We start from the raw sequence: 18,030 nt of genomic DNA on the forward strand, positions 1-18,030 counted from the left end.
GTCGCCGGGCCCGGCGTACAGCCGGGCAACGCGTCGTCGACGCCGCGCGCCCGGCTCTCCCGGACCGCGCGCTCCGCCCGCACGGTGATCACGTTCCGGTTTCGGTGGTGAACTTTCCTCCGGTCGGCGGCGTCATAAAAGCGATTTCAACGACTGTTCCAGGAACGGGGCGATGGCATGCAGGTGATCCGACCGACGGTGGCGGCTCTGACCGTGAGCGCGGCACTGGTGATCGCGATCCCGACGGGAGCCGTCGCCGCCGCGCAGGCTCCCGCGACGGTGACGACGACCGCGACCACGGCCGCGCCGGGCACCTTCGGCCCGTACGGCTACGGCGGCGTCAGGCTGGGGATGACCGCCAGGCAGGCCAAGGCCACCGGCAAGATCGTGCTCAAGGAGCCCGGCCACTGCGCGCACTGGACCTACAAGGCCCACCGGGGCACCCGCGACACGGGAGGGGTCTACATCTCCAGGAAGCGCGGCGTCGCCGTCATCTTCGCGACGGCCGGGATGCGCACCCCCAGGGGCATCGGCATCGGCTCGACCCTGCGTCAGATCAAGAAGGCCTACCCGAACGCCAAGGGAAAACTGAACGGCTACTACGCCACCGTGCCGGGCAACCCCAAGGCGTACTACTACTTCGGCGTCGACGGACGGGACAGGCTCCAGGAGTTCGGCCTCGGGCTCAAGACCCAGGACTGCGTGAGCTGACCCGCCGCCGGGTCGCCGCGTCCCGTCCCGTCCCGTCCCGTCCCGTCCCGGGGAGATCACCAGAATGCGAGGGCGCGCACCGACGGCTGCCTCCGGGTGAACCGGTCGACGTCCAGGCGCACGCCGGTCATCGCCTCCATGGTCGCCAGGGAGGTCTCCCACTCGGGGTAGGGGGCGGAAGGCTTCGTGCCGGCCTGGTCGTCGGCCCTCTTCCGGTCGGCGAGAGCGCGCAGGGCTTCAAGGTGGGGATCCAGCGCACGAGGATCCATGCCCTTGCACTCCGAAGGCTCGGGATGGAGGGTGTCCAGCTCCGTGACCAGTCGTCCGTCGGCGGCGTAGGACAGGCTGTTCAAGGAGTTGGCCAGCCACCAGAGGCCCCACGCCTGCGCGTTCTCGCTCAGGCGGACCCAGACGTCGGGATCCACGATGGAGGCGTTGCGCGACAGCACGATCACCCCGTGGTCGCTCTGCTCCAGCACGGCGTGGCCCTCCTCCACCTCCAGCACGGTGCGGGGAACCGCCGCGTCGGGGTCACCTCCCAGCCGGTGGGCCACCTCGGCGATCGTGAGGGGTTCCCCGCGTCCTCGCACGACCATCCAGAACATCGCGTCGTTGATGTGGGGATCCACCCGATGCAGGTCCGCCAGCATCCGTACGTAGTGATCGACCGTCTCGGGCGTGACCGGGCTCATGGGCTTCCTCCTCGACAGGTGGAGATGACAGGTTAGCGACCGATCGCCACGTTTTCCGATCACGAGGAGAACCCCGGCCCGGCGGCCGACCGTCTCGCGACATCGCCTGCGGCGCCGAACTCGGGCCGAGCCCTGACGGCGTCCGGCGGAACGGGCGGGCTCTCCCTGCCCGCTGAGTCCTGAGAGCTATGGTGCCTCGTACCCGATTTGATCTAGATCGCAGGAGCGTGCGGCCGTGAACGTCAGGGAACCCGACTGGTCGTACGTGGGCAGGTCCCTCCTCAAGGTCCTGGCCGTCAGCGCGGCGCTGTTCATGGCCCTGAACATGGCCGAAGGGCTGCTGCGGGTGTTCGTCGACTTCGGTGAGGAACGGACGGCCGAGATACGCGCCACGGCCACTCGCGTCGCGAACCCGGAACGGCGCCTGCACGGATGGCCGGACAGCTCCCGCCTCACCGATGCGATCTCCTCGGTGGAATGGGTTTCCCGCATCGACGCGAAACCGCCGGAGGGTGCCTGGAAGGTCCCGGAAGAGGTCCGGAAGGGCTGGGAGAAGACTGCAGAGAAGACCAAGGAAGACGTCCGGAAGACCATCGGCAAGCTTCCCAGGACGCTCGACGCCCTCGCGGTCGTGGAGTTCACGCACGCGATGACCACCGAGCGGCTCATCGCCTTCAACCGGCGCCACAAGCTCTGCGGAGGGACGGACGTCTCCTACGTCTACTCCCCGTACCAGTACGACGACTCCAGCGGTGACCCTCCGATGAGCGAGGTCGTCTGGAACCGGGACCTGTCCGAGGAGCACACCGTGATCCCTCCTCAGTACCAGTGCGAGACCGAGCCCCAGATCGCGCTGGCGGCGTTCCGCAGGTGGGTCGGGCTGCTCGACGAGGACGACGACCTCAGCGATTTCGAACTGGACTCGGGTTGGCTGACCGGGGTGGCCCAGGAGGGCGTCGTGTACGGGCTCGTCGTCGACCGCTGGAAACTCCCCGCCCTGCTCCCGCTCCTCGACGATCCGGAGGTGCGGACGGTCAACCTCGCCGACGTCGCCTTCGACCTCGGCGAGATCAGGTAGCGCGGCTCGATCGACAACGGAACGGCCGGTGGCGTCCGTCAGGGAAAGGCCCCCGGACGAAGTCGTTCCCCTGAGGTACGTGCTGGCCGTTCGTCCGGTTCTCACCAGGGACGACTTCGGTGGAGCACGTTCTCGGCACACGCCCACCCCCGCGACCGCGCAGCGGGAACAGGTATGTCGTGGCGCGGACCCGGTCAGCCTGGGGCGATACGGCTCAGGTGCTCCCAGGACCGGTACAGGTTCTCCTGCGCCCGGCTCATCTCCAGCACGTGATCGAAGGACTGGCCGCCGACGATCAACCGCCGGGGCGGGTCGGGCAGTGCGGCCAGCTCCATGATGACCGGAGCGGCGCTGTCCGGCTCCGGAGGGACCGCGTCGCCCCACATCGCCTCCATCTCGGTGCGCAGGGGCTCGTACCGCGCCAGGGGTTCGGTGGTCGTGGTGCCGACGGTGAACAGGCCGGTGTCGTAGCCGCCCATCTGCACGACGGTGACCTTGACGCCGAACGCCTCGACCTCCATCGCCAGTGCCTCGCTGAGCGAGTCCAGCGCGGCCTTGCCCGCGCCGTAGAAGCCGACGGTGGCCATGCCGCCGCCGCTGCCCATCGAGGTGACCTGGAGGAGCCGCCCCCCGCCACGGGCGCGCAGGTGGGGAAGGACCGCCTGGGCCACCCACACGGCACCGAAGAAGTTCACGTCCAGGTGCGCCCGGATCTGCTCCTCCGTGGCCTCCTCCACCATGCCGTAGAGCATCTGGCCGGCGTTGTTGACGACGACGTCCAGCCCGCCGAACGCGGCCGCCGCCCGATCCACCCCCTCGAACACGGCCCGGCGGTCGGTGACGTCCAGGGGGAGCGGGACCAGGTGGTCGGGGTACTTCTCCGTCAGTTCCTTCAAAGGCTCGACGTTGCGGGCGGCGGCCACCACGCGGTCACCGCTCTTCAGGGCGGCCTCGGCGAAAGCCCGGCCCAGGCCGCGGGACGCGCCGGTGATGAACCAGACTCGTGCGTTCGTCATGGTGTCTCACTCTCAGTAAACGAAACGGCTCGTATCGATTCGTTTCGAACCTAGGGTATTGATCCTGATTCGGCAATACGGATCGTCTCGTTTTGTTTCCGGGGTAGTCTGACGGGATGTCCACCGAGAAGGGACCCGACCACTCCCGCCGCAAGGAGCGGTCCCGGCAGGCGATCCTCGCGGCGACCCGCGCCCTGGTCGCGGAGGAGGCGTACGAGAAGGTCACGATCGAGGCCATCGCCACCCGCGCCGGCGTCGGCAAGCAGACGATCTACCGGCGGTGGCCGTCGAAGAGCGCGATCGTCTTCGCGGCCGTTCTGGCGCTGAGCGAGGACGCGGACGGGCAGTCGATCACCCTGCCGGACACGGGCGACCTGCAGGCCGACCTCAAGCTCGTCATGCGCGCCACGGCGGAGGAGTTCGCGGACCCGGCCTTCGACAGGCTGATCCGGGCCCTCAACACCGAGATCTCCAACGACGCCGCGCTGGCGGTCGAGTACCGGGAGAAGCTGGCCCGGCCGCTGGAAGAGGCGAAGAAGGCGCGCCTGCGCAGCGCCCAGAAGGCCGGGCAGCTCGACGCGAACGCCGACCTCGACCTGGTCCTCGACGTGCTCTACGCCCCCCTCTTCCAGAGGTGGCTGCACCGCAGCGGTCCGCTGACCGCCGCGTACGCCGACTCGCTCGTCGACGTCACCCTCAAGGCCTTCGCTCCCTGAACCGGGGGTGGGTCCACGGATCGCCCCAAAGGCTCGTACCACCGTCGAGGTCAGGCGCATCGGAACGGTGGCCGGCCGATCAGGACGTCATCGTCCGCCCAACTGGAACCAGACCACGCGCCCGGCCGGGGTCTCGTACCACCCCCAGGCCGAGGAAAGCTCCTGCACCGGCCAGAGACCGCGCTCCCCACCGCTCTCGGGGCTCACGCCCGGGCAGGGACGAGGCCGGTATCCGGCCGATCCGGCGTCGACGACATCGATTCCATGTGTCCGGGGTCCTCGGCCCGCCGAGGACCCGATGTCGCACGAACCCTAGTGGGGAAGGGATTCGAGGAGGGCGAACCGCTGGGCGAAGGCGGACATCTCCTCGCGTTGCCGGTCGGGGTCGGTGGCGGTGGCGCTCACCACGATGCGCGTCACGCCCTGCGCGGCGAGCGCCTCGACCTGGTCGGGGGTCATGTCGATCGATCCTGATCGCGTGTACTCCAGCGCGTCCGGGTCGCGTCCGGCCTCGGCGGCGGCCGACCGGGCAATGTCCATCTGGAGGGCGCGTTCGTCCGGGCCGAGCGCGCCGCCGGGGAAGTAGCCGTCACCGCGCCGTCCGGCGCGGCGCGCGGCGGCCCGGCTCGATCCGCCGACGTGGATCGGCAACCGGTCGGTCCCGTAGGGCTTCGGGAACTGGCACAGGCCCTCGAAGGCGAAGAAGTGCCCGTCGAAGCCGACGCCGTCCTCGCCGCCGGACCACAGCAGCCGCATCACGTCGATCGCCTCGTCGGCGCGGCGGCCACGGGTGGCGAAGTCGACGCCCACCGCCCGCGCCTCACCGGGCAGGGAGCCGAGTCCCACGGTCAGCAACCGCATCCGCCCCCCGGACAGGACGTCGACGGTCGCCAGGCGCTTGGCGAGGACGACCGGGTGGTGGTACGGCAGCAGCAGCACGCCCGTCCCGAGGAGGATGCGCCGCGTGGCCGCGGCGACGAAGCTCAGGCAGTCGAGCGGGTCGAGGTACGGCAACGTCGGCGGGAGCTTGAAGGCGCCGACCGTCGCGCCGGGGTACAGCGCGATGTGCTCGGGCACGTACAGCGACTCGAAGCCGCACTCCTCGGCGTGCCGGGCGTAGGCCACGATCCCGTCGGGGTCGATGCCGTGGAAGGGCGTGCTGTAGCTGATTCCGAACTTCACCGTCACTCCTCGGGTCGGCCGACGCGATGAGCGGCCGGTCGCCGTCCCGCGCGGCCGACGGCGCGAAGGCGCGGCCGGTGCCGGGAACGCGCGGCAGGTGCCACGAAGGCGCGGTGATACCGCCGTCCGCCGACGATCCCCGCCCTCCGTCCACGGTCACCGCCGTCCGTTCATCGTCGCGGCCACGCTAGAACCCTGTCACCGGCGTCAAGGCAAGCCCGTTCAGGACCTGGCGGTGGATTGGCGCCTGACGAGGCTCCAGGCGACCTCGGTGTCGCGGTCGCCGGGGGCGAGGACGCCGAGGGCTGTACGGGCGCAGCGGGCGCCCTGGTCGCGCAGGGACTGGGCGATCGTGGTGAGCCCGGCGGGCGCGGCGGCGGCCGAGTCGTCCCAGCCGCAGAGGGTGAGGTCGCCGGGGACGGTCAGGCCCAGGCGGGCGGCGGCGCGCAGCACGCCGAGGGCCAGTTCGTCGCCCATCGCGGCGACGGCGTCGCAGGCTTCCGGGCCGGTGAGGAGTTCGGCGGCGAGGGCCTCGGCCTCGGACGCGCTGTTGGTGGAGCAGACGGCCACGCGGACCGCCGCCCAGTCGCCGCCGGTCCCGGCCCAGGCGTCCCGGTAGCCGCGCAGGCGCTGGCGGGTGACCCGGAAGGTCGAGGCGTCCGGGTCGATCCCCGCCGGTGGGGGACCGGTTCCGGAGGAGGCCCCATCGACGGACGCGGACGCGGAGGTGGCGGGAGGGGAAGTGGGGGAATCGGGGGAGGAGGCGCCGAAGGCGATCCGGGAGACGCGGGCGCGGTCGAGCGGGAAGCTCAGCACCCCCGGGCGCCGGGCCCCCGCGAAGACCTCGCGGCCGACGGCGACGGCGGCGGCCCGGTCGTCGGCGGCGACGAAGGAGAGGCCCTCGCGGCGCGGCCCGCCGTGGATCACGGCGGGCAGGCCGGTGGCGACGATGGCGTCGACGACCGGGTCGTCGTCGGCGGTCGTCCAGACCACGAAGGCGTCGACGGCGGCCTCGGTGACCCGGTCGACGTCGGCGGGGCCGCCGGTGACGGGGACGAGCGTGAGCGCCATGCCGTGGTCGGCGCAGACCTGGGCGACGCCGGACATGAAGCGGGTGGCCTGCGGATCGTCGAAGGCGTAGGTGAGGTGCTCGCCCAGCACGACGCCCAGGTTGCCGGTGCGCCCACTGCGCAGCGACCGGGCGCCCGGGTGCGGGCCGGGGTAACCGAGGCGCTCGGCGGCCTCCCTGACCCTGGCCCGTGCCTCGTCGGAGACCCGGCCGGGTTTGCCGTAGGCGTACGAGACGGTCATCACGGACACCCCGGCCGCGCGGGCGACCTCCGCCATGGTCACCCGGCGCCTGGCCGCCCGTCCGCTCATGGGCAGAGGATAGCTGTGTATCGATACACAGCGATTCTGTGTATCGTTACACATATGACGGCAGGAGAGGTGGGCGTCCGGGCTCGGACGGCCTATGCGGGGTTCGGGGCGTTCGGTGCCTTCTGGGGGGTGTGGGGTGCCTCGGTGCCCCTGATCCGAGACCAGGCCGGGCTGACCGACGGGCAGTTGGGCACGGCGCTGCTATTCGTCGGCGCGGGGGCGTTGCCGGCGATGCTGGTCACCGGCAGGGCGGTCGACCGCTGGGGGCTCCGGGTGGCGGCGCTCCTGCTGGTGGGGCTCGGTGCGACCGGGGCGCTGGTGGCCGTGGCGAGCCGCGACGTCTGGAGCCTGTCGGCGGGCCTGGCGCTGCTGGGCGCGGCCTCGGGGGCGGCCGACGTCGCGATCAACGCGGCGGCGGGCGCGGCCGAGCGGGGGTCCGGCAGGCCCGTCATCACCCGCGCGCACGGCACCTTCTCGTCGATGGTGGTGGCCGGAAGCCTCGCCGCCGGACTGTCGTCCGCCCTGGGGCTGCCGGTCGTCGTGCCGTTCCTGATCGTCGCGGTGGTGTCGACCGGCGCCGCCCTGAGCATCGCGGCCGACGCGCGGGCCGCCGGGACCGGCGTGCGGGATGTCGCGGCCGGCGTGCGGCGGAGGCTCCCGGTGCGCCTGTTCCCGCTGCTCGTGGTCGGTGGCCTGGGCGCGCTGGCCTTCGCCGCCGAGAACGCCCACCAGAGCTGGGGCGCGGTCTACCTGTTGGACGTGGCCGACGCGGGTCCCGCGTTCGCCTCGGCGGGCCCGGCGGTCTTCGCCGCCGTCGTCGCGCTCACCCGCTTCTGCGCGGGGGCGATCGGCTCCCGGTACGCCGTCACGGTGCTCGTCTGCGGCTCCGTGACGGCCGCCACGGGGACCGTGCTGGTGGCCGTCGCGACGACCGTTCAGGCGGTCCTGCCTGGGCTGGCCCTGGCCGCCGCCGGTACGGCGGTGCTCTACCCCACGCTGATGAGCGTCGTCGCGGCGCACGTGGGCGAGGCGGCCCGGGGGAGGGCGACGTCCGTGGTGACGACGGTCGCCTACCTGGGCTTCCTGGCCGGACCCGTCTACGTCGGGTACTGGGCCGAGGTGGTCGGCCTGCCGGGGGCGATGACGGCCGTGGCCGCCCTGGCCGCCGCCCTCGCGGTCCTGGCCTGGCCCCTCCTGCGGGCGGCCGTCGGGGCCGGCTCCCCGTGGGACCGGCCTTCGGGTGAGCCCGGCCGTGCCGTGGACGGGCCCGGCCAGGCGGGAAGCGGGCCCGGCCGTGCCGTGGACGGGCATGACCGCGCGGAGAACCCCGGGCATCGGCGCGACCCTCGGGGCACGCCCGCCCCTCGAATGTGACGTAAGGGACGTCATGGCATAAGCTGACCGGCTGGTGCGTTCGGAACGGACGCATGCCATGACCGCTCGGCGGCCGCGACACGCGGTATCACCCCGGTCGAAGCCCGCCACCCCAGGCGGGCCCCGAACCGGGCGGAACCTCCGTCTGGACGATGGACGGAGATCCCTTGACGTCGTACCTCGCCGTGCTCAGGTCGCCCGGAGCCTGGCGCTTCCTCGTTCCCGCGTTCGTCGCGCGCCTGCCGAACGCGATGCTCCAGCTCGGCGTGCTGCTGCTCGTGCACTGGTCCACCGGCTCGTACGGCGCGGCCGGTGTCGCCTCGGCCGCCGCCGCCGTGGCGTCCGCGCTGATCGGCCCGCGCACCGGGCGGCTCGCCGACCGCTACGGCCAGGCCAGGGTGCTCCTCCCGCAGGTCGCCGTGCACGCCGCCGCGCTGGGCGCCCTGCTGGTGCTCGCCTCGGCGCACGCGCCGGTGGTCTGGCTGGTGCTCGCCTCGGCGCTGACCGGGGCCACGGTGCCGCAGATCGGCTCGATGGTCCGTGCCCGCTGGGCGCACGTCCTCGGCGGGTCGGGCAGGCTCGGTACGGCCTTCGCCCTGGAGTCCATCACCGACGAGCTGACCTTCACCCTCGCGCCGGTCATCCTGGTGGCCGTCTCGACCGGGTTCTCACCGGTGTGGGCGCTGCTGGTGGCCCTGGTCATGATCGTGGCCGGGACGCTCGCGTTCGCCGGGGTCCGCCAGGGCGCCCCCGAGCCGATCCCGGTCCGGGTCCGCTCGGGGCGCGGCGTGCTGAGGTTGCGCGGCGTGGCCGTGCTCGCGGGGGCGTTCGTCGCCCTGGGCACCGTCTTCGGCAGCCTCCAGGTCGGCATCACCTCCTCCACCGCCGCCCTCGGGCAGGCCGCCGCGGCGGGGCCGATCTACGCGAGCTTCTCCGGCGCGAGCTTCGTCGGGGGCATCCTGTACGGCGTCGTCCGCTGGAGGGTCGGCGCCCCGGTCAGGCTGGTCGTCACCCTGGGGCTGCTGTCGGCGGCCACCGTCGCCCTGATGTTCGCCGGGTCCCTCCCGCTGCTGTACGGCGGGGCCGCCCTGGCGGGGTTCGTCATCGCCCCCGCGGTCATCACCGGTTACACCCTCGTCGAGGGCCTCGTCCCGGCCGAGGTCAGGACCGAGGCCTTCACCTGGCTCAGCGGCGCCATCGGGCTGGGCATCGCCGCCGGGGCGACCGTCGCGGGCCGGCTCGTGGACGTCTCCGGCCCGGCCCTCGCCTTCCTCGTCCCGCCGGTCACGACCGGTCTGGCCGCGCTGCTCGCGCTGGTCTTCCTGCGCCGCCTTCTTCCGGGGGCGGAGCGCGAACCGGCCCGGGAGCTGGTCGGCGCCGCCTGAGACTCGGGGGCCGTGTCCGGGGCGGGGATCCCAGGCCGGGTCCGGGGTGAATCCGGGCGGCGGGCAGGTGGGGTCAGGCAGGGGCTCGGACGGTGGATCGAGCGGCGGGCCCGCCGCGACACGGGCGAGGCCGGGACCCGCCGTCCGCCGGGGACCGTTCTCCGGTCCCCGGCAGGACGGGCTCAGGCGTTGGCGGCCTGGCGGGCGCGGCGGGCCTCGCGGCGCTCGACGTAGCGGGAGGCGGTGACCTCCAGGCGCTCCAGGAACTCGGCGAGCTCCTCGCGGGCCTTCTCGCCCTCGGGGCCGAGACCCTTGATGTCGAACACGTCCCACTGGCGCAGGACCGGCTGGAGCACGTCGTCCAGGTGCAGGCGGAGGTCGTAGATCCCCGCGTTGGCGATGATCATGGCCTTGCGGGTGAAGCCCTCGATGCCGGTGCCGGGCATCTGGAACGTGGTGACGACGTCGGTCACGGCGCGCATGGTCTGGTCGGGGGCGAGCTTGAAGGCCGAGGCGAGCAGGTTGCGGTAGAAGAGCATGTGCAGGTTCTCGTCGGCGGCGATCCGGGCGAGCAGCCGCTCGCAGTCCGGGTCCTGGGAGGCCATGCCGGTGTTGCGGTGCGAGATGCGGGTGGCGAGTTCCTGGAAGGAGACGTAGGCCACCGAGGCGAGCACACCCTCGTAGGAGTTGGTGAAGCCCTCGCCCATGTGCACCATCCGGGCCCGCTCCAGCGCGACCGGGTCGACCGCCCGGGTGACCGTCAGGTAGTCGCGGATGGCGGTGGCGTGACGGCCCTCCTCGGCGGTCCAGCGGTGCACCCACGTGCCCCACGCGGCGTCGCGGCCCAGCGTGGTGGCGATCTCGTGGTGGTAGCTGGGGAGGTTGTCCTCGGTCAGCAGGTTGACGATGAGGGAGACGCGCGCGTCCTCGGGGATGCGGCTGTCGCTCTCGGCCCAGGCCTCGCCACCGAAGACGCCGTCGTAGTCACGCCCCTGCGACCAGGGCACGTACTCGTGCGGGAACCACTCCTTGGCCATCCTGTGGTGCCGATCCAGCTCCCCCGCGACGACGGGTTCAAGCTCGAGCAGCAGCTCGGTCTCACTGAACGTTCGCATCAGGCTTCTCCCTCAGAGACTACGCAACCGTAACCTACGTTAGCGTAGGTAGGCCCGGCGCGTGTACGGGCGACATATCACCTTTGGAAGCCTATGGGCGATTGGTAGCCCTGTGGGCAAGACGGCCGGTCACGCCGGGCCGTTCCGCTCCACCCCCTCGTAGATCGCCTCGAACCTGGCCAGGGAGAACCGGTCGTCGTGGGTCATCGCGATGGCCCGGCTCGCCGCGCCCATCGCGGCGCGCGCCTCGGGGGAGGCGAGCAGGCCGCCCAGGTGCCACGCCAGTTCCGCCACGTCGCCCGGCTGGAAGAGCCGGCCGTTGCGGCCGGGCCGTACCAGGTGGGGCAGGGCCATCGCGTCCGCGGCGACGACCGGCAGGCCGGTGGCCATGGCCTCCAGCGTGGCGATGCTCTGCAGCTCCGCGACGCCCGGCATGGCGAAGACGTCGGCGGCCCCGTACAGCTCGGGAAGCGTCTCGTCGGGTACGAACCCCGGCAGGACGACCCGGTCGCCGACCCCGATCCGGTCGGCCAGCGCGGCCAGTGCCGCCCGCTGCCCGCCGGTGCCCGCCAGCACGACCTGCGCGTCGGCGTCGTCCAGCACGCGCGGCAGGGCGCGGACGAGCTCGTCCAGCCGCTTCTCCTCGTCCAGCCTGCCGACGAACAGGATCGTGTCCCGATCGGGCAGCCCGAAGGCCCGCCGCGCCCGCGCCCGCGCGCCCGGCCCGGAGCGCGGCCGGAACCGCGTCAGGTCGATGCCGCAGGAGACGGCCTCCACGGGCAGGCCGAAGCCCTTGCCGACGAGCAGGCCCGCCGCGATCCCGGTCGGCGTGGTGACGTGGTCGGCCCGGGAGAAGACGCGGTTGAAGTCCTTCCAGGCCAGGGCGCCCGCCCGGTCCCGGAGCGGCTCGGGGACGCGCGCGAACTGGAAGAGGTTGTCCGGCATGAAGTGGTTGGTCGCCACCACGGGGACGCCGCCGCGGCGGGCGGCGGAGATCGCGGCACGGCCCACGACGAAGTGTCCCTGCACGTGCACGACGTCGGGGGCGATCTCGCCGACCAGCCGGTCCAGCCGGGCCGGCACCGAGATCCGCATGGTCGGGTGGACGAGCACCGGCGCCGAGCGCAGCCGGTGCACGGTCACCCCCTCCACCCGCTCGGTCCTGGCGGGCCCGTCGTCCGAGGCGCACACCACGTGCACCTCGTTGCCGCGCCCGGCCAGCCCCCGGGCCAGCCGGTGGGTGAAGTAGGCGGCGCCGTTCACGTCCGGCGGGTAGGTGTCCGTCCCGATCAGGACCCGGCGGGGCCGGGTGGCGACGGGGGGCGGCGCCGGGGCGGGGGCGAGGGCAGAGGCGAGGGCGGGGGGTGACATGACCATCGGTGCTCCGTTCATCGTGCCGTCGCCTCGTGCGACGGGGACATCGGGGTGGTACGGGCCAGCGCGGCGGTTCCGGCGGCGGTGAGCGCCGCGGCGACCAGCGCGGTGATCACGCTCACCGGGCCGGTCGGCAGCGGTTCGCCGAGCAGCAGGGCGCCGAAGGCGACGGCCGTGAGCGGGTCGGCCACCTGCAGCGCCGCGAAGGCGACGCCGAAGTGGCCGACGGCGTAGGCGCGCTGGAGCAGGACCAGCGCGATGAGGGCGGGCATCGGGACGGCGAGCAGGAACCAGAACTCCCACTCGCCGTCGACCAGGACGCGGGTGAGCGTGGCGGTCGCCCCGTAGAGCACGCCCGCGCCCGTCGCGAGCAGGCAGGCCCGCGCGGCGGGCGAGGCGCGCCTGGCGCCGGCGCACAGCGCCAGGGCGACGGCCGCCGCCCCGGCGAGCAGGACCACCGCCTCAGCGGTCGTCAGGCGGGGCTCGCCGCCGTGGACGGGCACGACCAGCACCAGGCCGACCAGGCCGACGGCGATCACGGCGGCGGAGACCAGCTCGCCCCTGGCCGGTCTGCGCCGCTGCAGGGCGGCGGCGCAGGGCAGGGCGAACAGCAGGCTGGCCACGCCCATCGGCTGGACCAGGGTGAGCGGGCCGTACTTCAACGCGACGATGTGCAGGGCGGTGCCGGCCGCGATGGCCAGGCCGCCCAGCAGCCAGCGGGGACGCCTGATCAGCCGCGTGAGCACGGCCGGTGAGGTGCGCGCGGCCTCGAACTGCTGCAGGGCGGCACCGAGGGCGAAGAACAGGGACCCCAGCAGTGCCAGGCCTGCCGCCAGCACGGTCATGCGCACTCCTCACAGACAGATGAAGACACGGCGAAATGACCGGATCACCTCGCGGAGGCGTCCGGCGGAGGTCTTGTGGTGAACAGTGGAAGCGTGCCCCGGCCGCGCGACGGGATCCATAGGGGATCACCCTGACTTCCGTGGGGATTCCCCGAGTTTCGCGTCGGGGCTGTTGACCCGCCCGCTCCGCCCGCCGTAGTTTCGCGGAATGGATCTCGTGGGCGCCTGGCGCCTGGTCGAGTGGCGAATCGGGGCTCCCGGGAGCGCGTTCTCGCATCCCTTCGGCAGGGACGCGGTGGGCCTGCTCTGCTACACCCCCGACGGGTACATGAGCATGACCGTCTCGCGGGCCGCACACGCCCCGTCGCCCACCCGGAGCTCCCGGAGCTCGGGGAGCTCGGGGAGCTCGCGGGACGCGCCCACGAGGACACCGGTGGTGGCCCTGGCGGCGCAGGCGCAGGCGGCGGTGGCCGGGGCACCGGGGGAGGCGTCCGCCTCCTTCTACTCCTACGCGGGCCGGTACGAGGTCCGCGAGGGCCAGATCGCCCACGACGTCGAGGTGTCGTTCGACCGGTCCATGGCGGGCGTGGTCCAGGTCCGCGAGCTGAACATCAACGGCGACCGCCTGGTCCTGGCCGCCTCGGAGCGGGGGTGCTGGCACACCATGATCTGGCGAAGGTCGTGAGGCCGGGCGCCGATCACCGGCCGCGTGACCGGGGCGCCCCGCGGAAGGTCAGCGGGGAAGGCGAGCGGCCAGGCTCTCCTCCGTCCCCGTCCCCGTCCCCGTCCCCGCCTCCGCCACGGCGCCGCGGCGCCGCAGGTGGCGGACGACCTCGACGATGACGGTGATCGTCACGGCGATGCCCAGGCCGAGCAGGAGGCCCTTGATCGGGTCGTTCTCGAACGCGGCGCCGCCCACGTAGCCGATCAGCCCGGAGTAGATCGCCCAGGACAGCACCGCCACCGCGTCGAAGAAGGCGAAGGAACGCCGGGGATAGGCGACCGCGCCCATGGTCAGGGTGCAGGCGGTCCGCCCGCCGGGGATGTAGCGGGCCACCACCAGGACCAGTCCGCCCCGCTCGGCGAGCGCCCTCTCGGCCCAGACGAACGCCCTGCGGCTACGCCTGCCGTTGCGCAGCCGGTCATTGGCGCCACGCCCGATGAGGTACGAGACATGGTCGCCGACGAACGCGCCCAGCGCGGAGACCGCGATCACCGGGAGCAGGTCGGGCGCGCCGGTGGCGGCGGCGAACACGCCGGCCGTGATGACGGCGGTCTCCGCCGGGACCACGGGGAAGAAGCCGTCGAGCAGCGCCAGCGCGAACAGCGCCAGGTAGATCCAGGGAGACGTCATCACGTCGTGCAGAAGGTCGAGAACGGTCTGCGTCATGGGGGGCTCCGGAGTCGGGGACGGGCGTGATCACGGAGAGAGTTCTCTCGCGCAACACGCTCGCGTCCCGTCGTCCCGGACACATCCGGGACGAACCCCGAAGTTCCCGCTCACATCCCTGAGATCACCAGGAGATCCGCGTCCCGGGCCGGAGGGCTCGTGGCGGTGCCGTCGCGGCGGGCCTTCCGGCCCGCTCCGGCGATGGCCCCGAAGGATCGGCGCGGGCGGCGCCCCTCGTCCGAGAGGGACCGCCCGGGGCCGCCGGCCGCTCGGAACCGCCGAGGCCGCCGGGGGTCGCCGAGGCCGTCCGGGACCGCCGGGGTCCGCCCGGCTCGGTCGAGCCGGGCGGACGGCGAGGTCAGTTGAGCTGCCAGATGGCGAAGTTCAGCGCGGCCGCGTACGTCACCCAGAGCAGGTAGGGCACCAGGAGCCAGGCGGCCGGGCGGCTGATCCGTCGGAACATCACGATGTTCAGCACGATCGCGAGCCAGAGGACGACGATCTCCGCGAACGCCAGGCCGTACCGGCCCGCGCCGAAGAAGAGCGGTGTCCAGGCCGCGTTGAGGACAAGCTGGACCGCGTACACGCCCAGCGCCGGCGTCAGGCCGCGCGCCGACCAGGCGAGCCAGCCGGACAGGGCGATCATGATGTAGAGGACCGTCCAGGCGGGGCCGAACAGCCACTGCGGAGGCGCCCAGGCAGGCCGCTCCAGCGACAGGTACTCGCCTCCGGCGTTGACGGCCGCCAGCGATCCCACCACAGCCACCAGGGCGAGGATCACGATGAAGACCGGGAGCCCGGCCCAGCGTTTCGGGTGTTGGTGTGCCATGACCATACAGACCTCCTGCCCCCTCATCCGCGCCTCTACCGCCCGGTGGTTCCCCGCCGGGGGCGGCGCCCCCCGGGGAACGCCGGGACGAGGGGCCCGGCCGCAGAGATCGAGCCAGCAGGCCATCACTGAGGGAACGGGCCGGACGCGTCAGGCCGGGGAGAGCGGGCCGCGGGGGTCAGGCCGACGGGGCGGGGACCGGGTCCTGGTGCAGGCGGCCGAGCACCCGGCGGAAGGCGATCACCGAGAAGAGCACCGCCAGACCGCTGATCGCGGCCACCGTCGCGGTGCGGACCAGCAGGTAGGTGCCGATCGACTGGTGGAGCAGGAGCCAGATGCTCACCGAGGAGTTGACCAGCAGCACGAAGGCCCACAGCAGGGTGATGCGGGCGAAGAACCGGCGGACCCGCTCGTGCTTCAGCACCGCCGAGGGCAGGTGGATGTAGTCCAGGGTCAGCTTCTGCACCAGCGGCCGGTTCAACCGCACCGAGGCGAGGAAGACCATGCTGATGCAGATGGTGCCCAGCTCGGGCTGGAGGAAGTAGATCACCGCGCTTCCGGTCCAGAACCCCAGCAGGGCGCGGACGGTGATCGCGATGACGGCGAGGATCATGGTTCCCGGAACCGGGACGCGGCGGACCAGCCGCCAGCCCACCCCCGCGTACACCCAGGTGACCGCCGCGATGAGCGCGCCCTTGAGGCCGAGGACGGCCAGGGCCGCGTAGAAGACGGCGAGGGGGGCGATGACGCCCTCCAGGATCTTCGGTGCCGCCTGTCTGGCCAGTGCGGCGAGGCGGGGGAGGACGACGATGGGCTGGTGGCTCATGACGCTCCACGGGACGGTGCGGCGGCGGGCACTGGACGTTGGCGACCATCACGGCACGCGACGAGCTCTCCAGGTCCGTCGCGGAGACAGGCGGCGAGGCGTGCGCGGAGGCGGTCTCCGTTGTTCATCGGCGCCTCACCGTACCTGACCCGTTCCCATCCCCTCGCGAAAATCCTCTGATATCACCCCAAGCAATCTGGGAGGTGTACAGATCATTACGATTCAGGAAGAGCATTGTTTTGTCGATAACGGTTGGGAAACGGAAGCTTTCCTCCTCCGAGCCGGTCCGCGACGATTGGGGCATGCCAGTGCTGCGCACGCGCGCGTCCGGCCGTTCCACCGAGGGCGTCGCGAATGTGGCGGCCCAGCTCATGGGCTGGCCCGACCTCGCACTGAAACGCACCCGCAAAGGGCTGGGGTTCCGGACCCACGGGCGGGAGATCGTCAGGATGCGGGGTGACCACACCGCCGAGCTGCTCCTGACCACCCCGGTGATCGACCGGTGGGCCCGGGTGCTCACCGACTGCCATCGGATCACCCCCGGCGCCGACGCCGGGTGGGTGTCGATGACGATCGAGGGCCGGGCCGACGCCGAGCTGTTCCTCTCGCTGGTCAGCGTCGCGATCAAGTTCAGTGAGGGCCACGGTGGCCGCGACGGCCGGCCTCTCAGCCGAGGGGTCCGCTGGCCAGCCTCGCTCCGAAGCCGATGAACAGCGCGCCCACGCCCGCCCTCATCCCGGCCGACAGCCTGTGGCGGGCCCGGAGGCGCATCGCCAGGAACGTTCCACCGTAGATGAGGGTCGAGAGGTAGAGGACGCTGAACACCTGGCAGATCACGCCCAGGATCAGGAAGGACAGCGCCGGGGCGGAGTAGCCCGGGTCCACGAACTGGATGAAGAACGAGACGAAGAACAGGATCGCCTTGGGATTCATCAGGCTGATCAGCAGGGCCCTGAAGAAGGGGTTCTGCGGGGGGCTCCCCTGACCCGGTACGGCCCTCGCCGCCTTCCCAGCCTCCACGGTCTCCACGGTCTCCACGGTCTCCACGGTCTCCTCGGCTTCCACGGCCTCCGCGGTCCCGGACGGGGCCGCAGGGGTCGAGGGAGCCGGGGACGCCGGGGACGCCGGGGAGCGCCACGCGTGCCAGGCCGACCGGAGCATCTGGAGCCCGATCCAGACCAGATAGGCCGCTCCGGCGTACTTGACGATGTTGAACAGGAGTGGCGTCGAGTTCAGTAGTGAGGCCGCTCCCGCCGCCACGAGCACCATCAGGACGGTGTCGCCGAGGAGGACCCCCATGGCTCCCCGGTACCCCTGCCGCACCCCGTGCTGCGCGGCGAGGCTCAGGATGTACAGCGAATTCGGGCCCGGTAACAGGACGATGAAGAAGGCGCCGGCCACAAAGGTCCAGATGTCGACGATGCCGAAGAACATGGTGCCGCTCCAGGGGCGTTGTTAAAGGGGACACCACCGTATCGCCCGAGAGTCCTTACTGCTGGTATTAATCCGTCATGCGGCTTTTGGGCCTTGTGGCCGGTCCCTGTCAAGGCTACGATCACGACAACTCTTAGGAAACTTTCCTAAAAGAAGTGACGGATGGGAGGGGAGATGGCCCGACCGCCTCCTCAGGCCCTACCGCGAGCTGCGAAAACCCGGTGACGGCAACCGTCGCCCACAGAAGGTCCGACCGTCCGGACGCCTCACCCCCCAGGTTCCCCTGTCCATGGGAGCGATCATGCGGCGCACCTTTCCCTTACTCGTCCTGACATCGGCTGCAAGCCCTCACCGCGCTCCGTACGCGACGGGCCACGCGACACGTCCCACGGCACGTCCCGCGACGGACCCCGTGACAGGCTCCACGACAGGTCCCGCGAAGAACCCGGTGACGAAACCCGTGACGGGCCCCGTGGCGGGCCCCGTGACGACCGCCCGGCGGGCCGTCGCCGCCCCGCCCGTTCTCCGGGTCACCGCTCCAGCCCCCGTGCTCGCCGTGCCCGCTCCGGCCGTGCCCGCTCCGGCCGCCCTACCCGACGTGCCGGCCGCGCCCGTCGCGCCCGTCCTGCCCGGCAGGGTTTCCACCGTGACGTCCGCCGCTCCCCGCTGATCCACGGCACGGT

18 protein-coding genes are annotated in these 18,030 nt (G+C 72.3%); 7 read left to right on the forward strand and 11 right to left on the reverse strand.

Annotated elements, in window-relative coordinates; translation table 11 throughout:
- Positions 1–177: 177 nt before the first annotated feature.
- A complete protein-coding gene (locus AB0G16_RS01330; protein ID WP_362797098.1) occupies positions 178–711 on the forward strand; it encodes a hypothetical protein in 534 nt (177 codons plus the stop codon).
- Positions 712–767: 56 nt separating this feature from the next.
- Here the strand turns inward: AB0G16_RS01330 and AB0G16_RS01335 are convergent, their stop codons facing one another.
- Positions 768–1,403, reverse strand: a complete 636-nt coding sequence (locus AB0G16_RS01335) for a hypothetical protein (protein ID WP_362797099.1) — start codon at positions 1,401–1,403, stop codon at positions 768–770.
- Positions 1,404–1,638: 235 nt separating this feature from the next.
- Here AB0G16_RS01335 and AB0G16_RS01340 point away from each other — a divergent pair, with 235 nt between their 5' ends.
- Positions 1,639–2,481 carry a hypothetical protein gene (locus AB0G16_RS01340; RefSeq protein WP_362797100.1) on the forward strand — a complete coding sequence of 281 codons (843 nt, stop codon included), beginning with the start codon at positions 1,639–1,641 and terminating at the stop codon, positions 2,479–2,481.
- 194 nt (positions 2,482–2,675) lie between these two features.
- On the opposite strand, the gene AB0G16_RS01345 is transcribed toward AB0G16_RS01340, so the two are convergent.
- Positions 2,676–3,497 carry an SDR family NAD(P)-dependent oxidoreductase gene (locus AB0G16_RS01345; protein WP_362797101.1) on the reverse strand — a complete coding sequence of 274 codons (822 nt, stop codon included), beginning with the start codon at positions 3,495–3,497 and terminating at the stop codon, positions 2,676–2,678.
- A 116-nt stretch (positions 3,498–3,613) separates the two neighbouring features.
- Between AB0G16_RS01345 and AB0G16_RS01350 the strand changes: the two genes are divergently transcribed.
- Positions 3,614–4,213, forward strand: coding sequence for a TetR/AcrR family transcriptional regulator (locus tag AB0G16_RS01350; protein WP_362797102.1), 600 nt, complete (start codon positions 3,614–3,616; stop codon positions 4,211–4,213).
- Positions 4,214–4,525: 312 nt separating this feature from the next.
- Here AB0G16_RS01350 and AB0G16_RS01355 read toward each other — a convergent pair whose 3' ends face one another.
- Both AB0G16_RS01355 and AB0G16_RS01360 read right to left on the reverse strand, forming a co-directional pair.
- The gene (locus AB0G16_RS01355; RefSeq protein ID WP_362797103.1) at positions 4,526–5,395 is read right to left on the reverse strand and encodes a TIGR03619 family F420-dependent LLM class oxidoreductase; all 870 of its coding nucleotides are present in this window, start codon (positions 5,393–5,395) and stop codon (positions 4,526–4,528) included.
- Positions 5,396–5,617: 222 nt separating this feature from the next.
- Positions 5,618–6,775, reverse strand: a complete 1,158-nt coding sequence (locus AB0G16_RS01360) for a LacI family DNA-binding transcriptional regulator (protein ID WP_362797104.1) — start codon at positions 6,773–6,775, stop codon at positions 5,618–5,620.
- 144 nt (positions 6,776–6,919) lie between these two features.
- Here AB0G16_RS01360 and AB0G16_RS01365 point away from each other — a divergent pair, with 144 nt between their 5' ends.
- Positions 6,920–8,149, forward strand: a complete 1,230-nt coding sequence (locus tag AB0G16_RS01365) for an MFS transporter (RefSeq protein WP_362797105.1) — start codon at positions 6,920–6,922, stop codon at positions 8,147–8,149.
- Positions 8,150–8,316: 167 nt separating this feature from the next.
- Positions 8,317–9,534, forward strand: a complete 1,218-nt coding sequence (locus AB0G16_RS01370; RefSeq protein WP_362797106.1) for an MFS transporter — start codon at positions 8,317–8,319, stop codon at positions 9,532–9,534.
- A gap of 182 nt (positions 9,535–9,716) precedes the next feature.
- Here the strand turns inward: AB0G16_RS01370 and AB0G16_RS01375 are convergent, their stop codons facing one another.
- The 3 genes from AB0G16_RS01375 to AB0G16_RS01385 form a co-directional block, all read right to left on the reverse strand.
- Positions 9,717–10,649: an acyl-ACP desaturase gene (locus AB0G16_RS01375; protein WP_362797107.1), complete on the reverse strand. Its 933-nt coding sequence runs from the start codon at positions 10,647–10,649 to the stop codon at positions 9,717–9,719.
- 129 nt (positions 10,650–10,778) lie between these two features.
- On the reverse strand, positions 10,779–12,026 hold the full coding sequence (locus AB0G16_RS01380; protein WP_362797108.1) for a glycosyltransferase: 1,248 nt from the start codon (positions 12,024–12,026) through the stop codon (positions 10,779–10,781).
- Between the two features lie 11 nt (positions 12,027–12,037).
- Entirely contained in the window at positions 12,038–12,868 is an 831-nt protein-coding gene (locus AB0G16_RS01385) for a DMT family transporter (RefSeq protein WP_362797109.1), read from the reverse strand.
- Positions 12,869–13,076: 208 nt separating this feature from the next.
- On the opposite strand from AB0G16_RS01385, the gene AB0G16_RS01390 reads away from it, so the two are divergent.
- Positions 13,077–13,553 (forward strand): lipocalin-like domain-containing protein, encoded by a 477-nt coding sequence (locus AB0G16_RS01390; protein WP_362797110.1) that lies wholly within the window; start codon positions 13,077–13,079, stop codon positions 13,551–13,553.
- Between the two features lie 48 nt (positions 13,554–13,601).
- Here the strand turns inward: AB0G16_RS01390 and AB0G16_RS01395 are convergent, their stop codons facing one another.
- The 3 genes from AB0G16_RS01395 to AB0G16_RS01405 form a co-directional block, all read right to left on the reverse strand.
- Entirely contained in the window at positions 13,602–14,258 is a 657-nt protein-coding gene (locus tag AB0G16_RS01395; RefSeq protein ID WP_362797111.1) for a VTT domain-containing protein, read from the reverse strand.
- A gap of 358 nt (positions 14,259–14,616) precedes the next feature.
- On the reverse strand, positions 14,617–15,087 hold the full coding sequence (locus tag AB0G16_RS01400) for a TspO/MBR family protein (RefSeq protein ID WP_362797112.1): 471 nt from the start codon (positions 15,085–15,087) through the stop codon (positions 14,617–14,619).
- Between the two features lie 178 nt (positions 15,088–15,265).
- On the reverse strand, positions 15,266–15,913 hold the full coding sequence (locus AB0G16_RS01405) for a VC0807 family protein (protein ID WP_362797113.1): 648 nt from the start codon (positions 15,911–15,913) through the stop codon (positions 15,266–15,268).
- Positions 15,914–16,215: 302 nt separating this feature from the next.
- On the opposite strand from AB0G16_RS01405, the gene AB0G16_RS01410 reads away from it, so the two are divergent.
- The gene (locus AB0G16_RS01410) at positions 16,216–16,623 is read left to right on the forward strand and encodes a luciferase family protein (RefSeq protein ID WP_362797114.1); all 408 of its coding nucleotides are present in this window, start codon (positions 16,216–16,218) and stop codon (positions 16,621–16,623) included.
- Here AB0G16_RS01410 and leuE read toward each other — a convergent pair.
- A complete protein-coding gene (gene leuE, locus AB0G16_RS01415) occupies positions 16,580–17,347 on the reverse strand; it encodes a leucine efflux protein LeuE (protein ID WP_362797115.1) in 768 nt (255 codons plus the stop codon). The two genes, AB0G16_RS01410 and leuE, sit on opposite strands and share 44 nt — an antisense overlap.
- Between the last annotated feature and the right edge of the window lie 683 nt (positions 17,348–18,030).

Origin of the sequence: Streptosporangium sp. NPDC023615 (assembly GCF_040640155.1) — a bacterium.
GTDB lineage: Bacteria > Actinomycetota > Actinomycetes > Streptosporangiales > Streptosporangiaceae > Streptosporangium.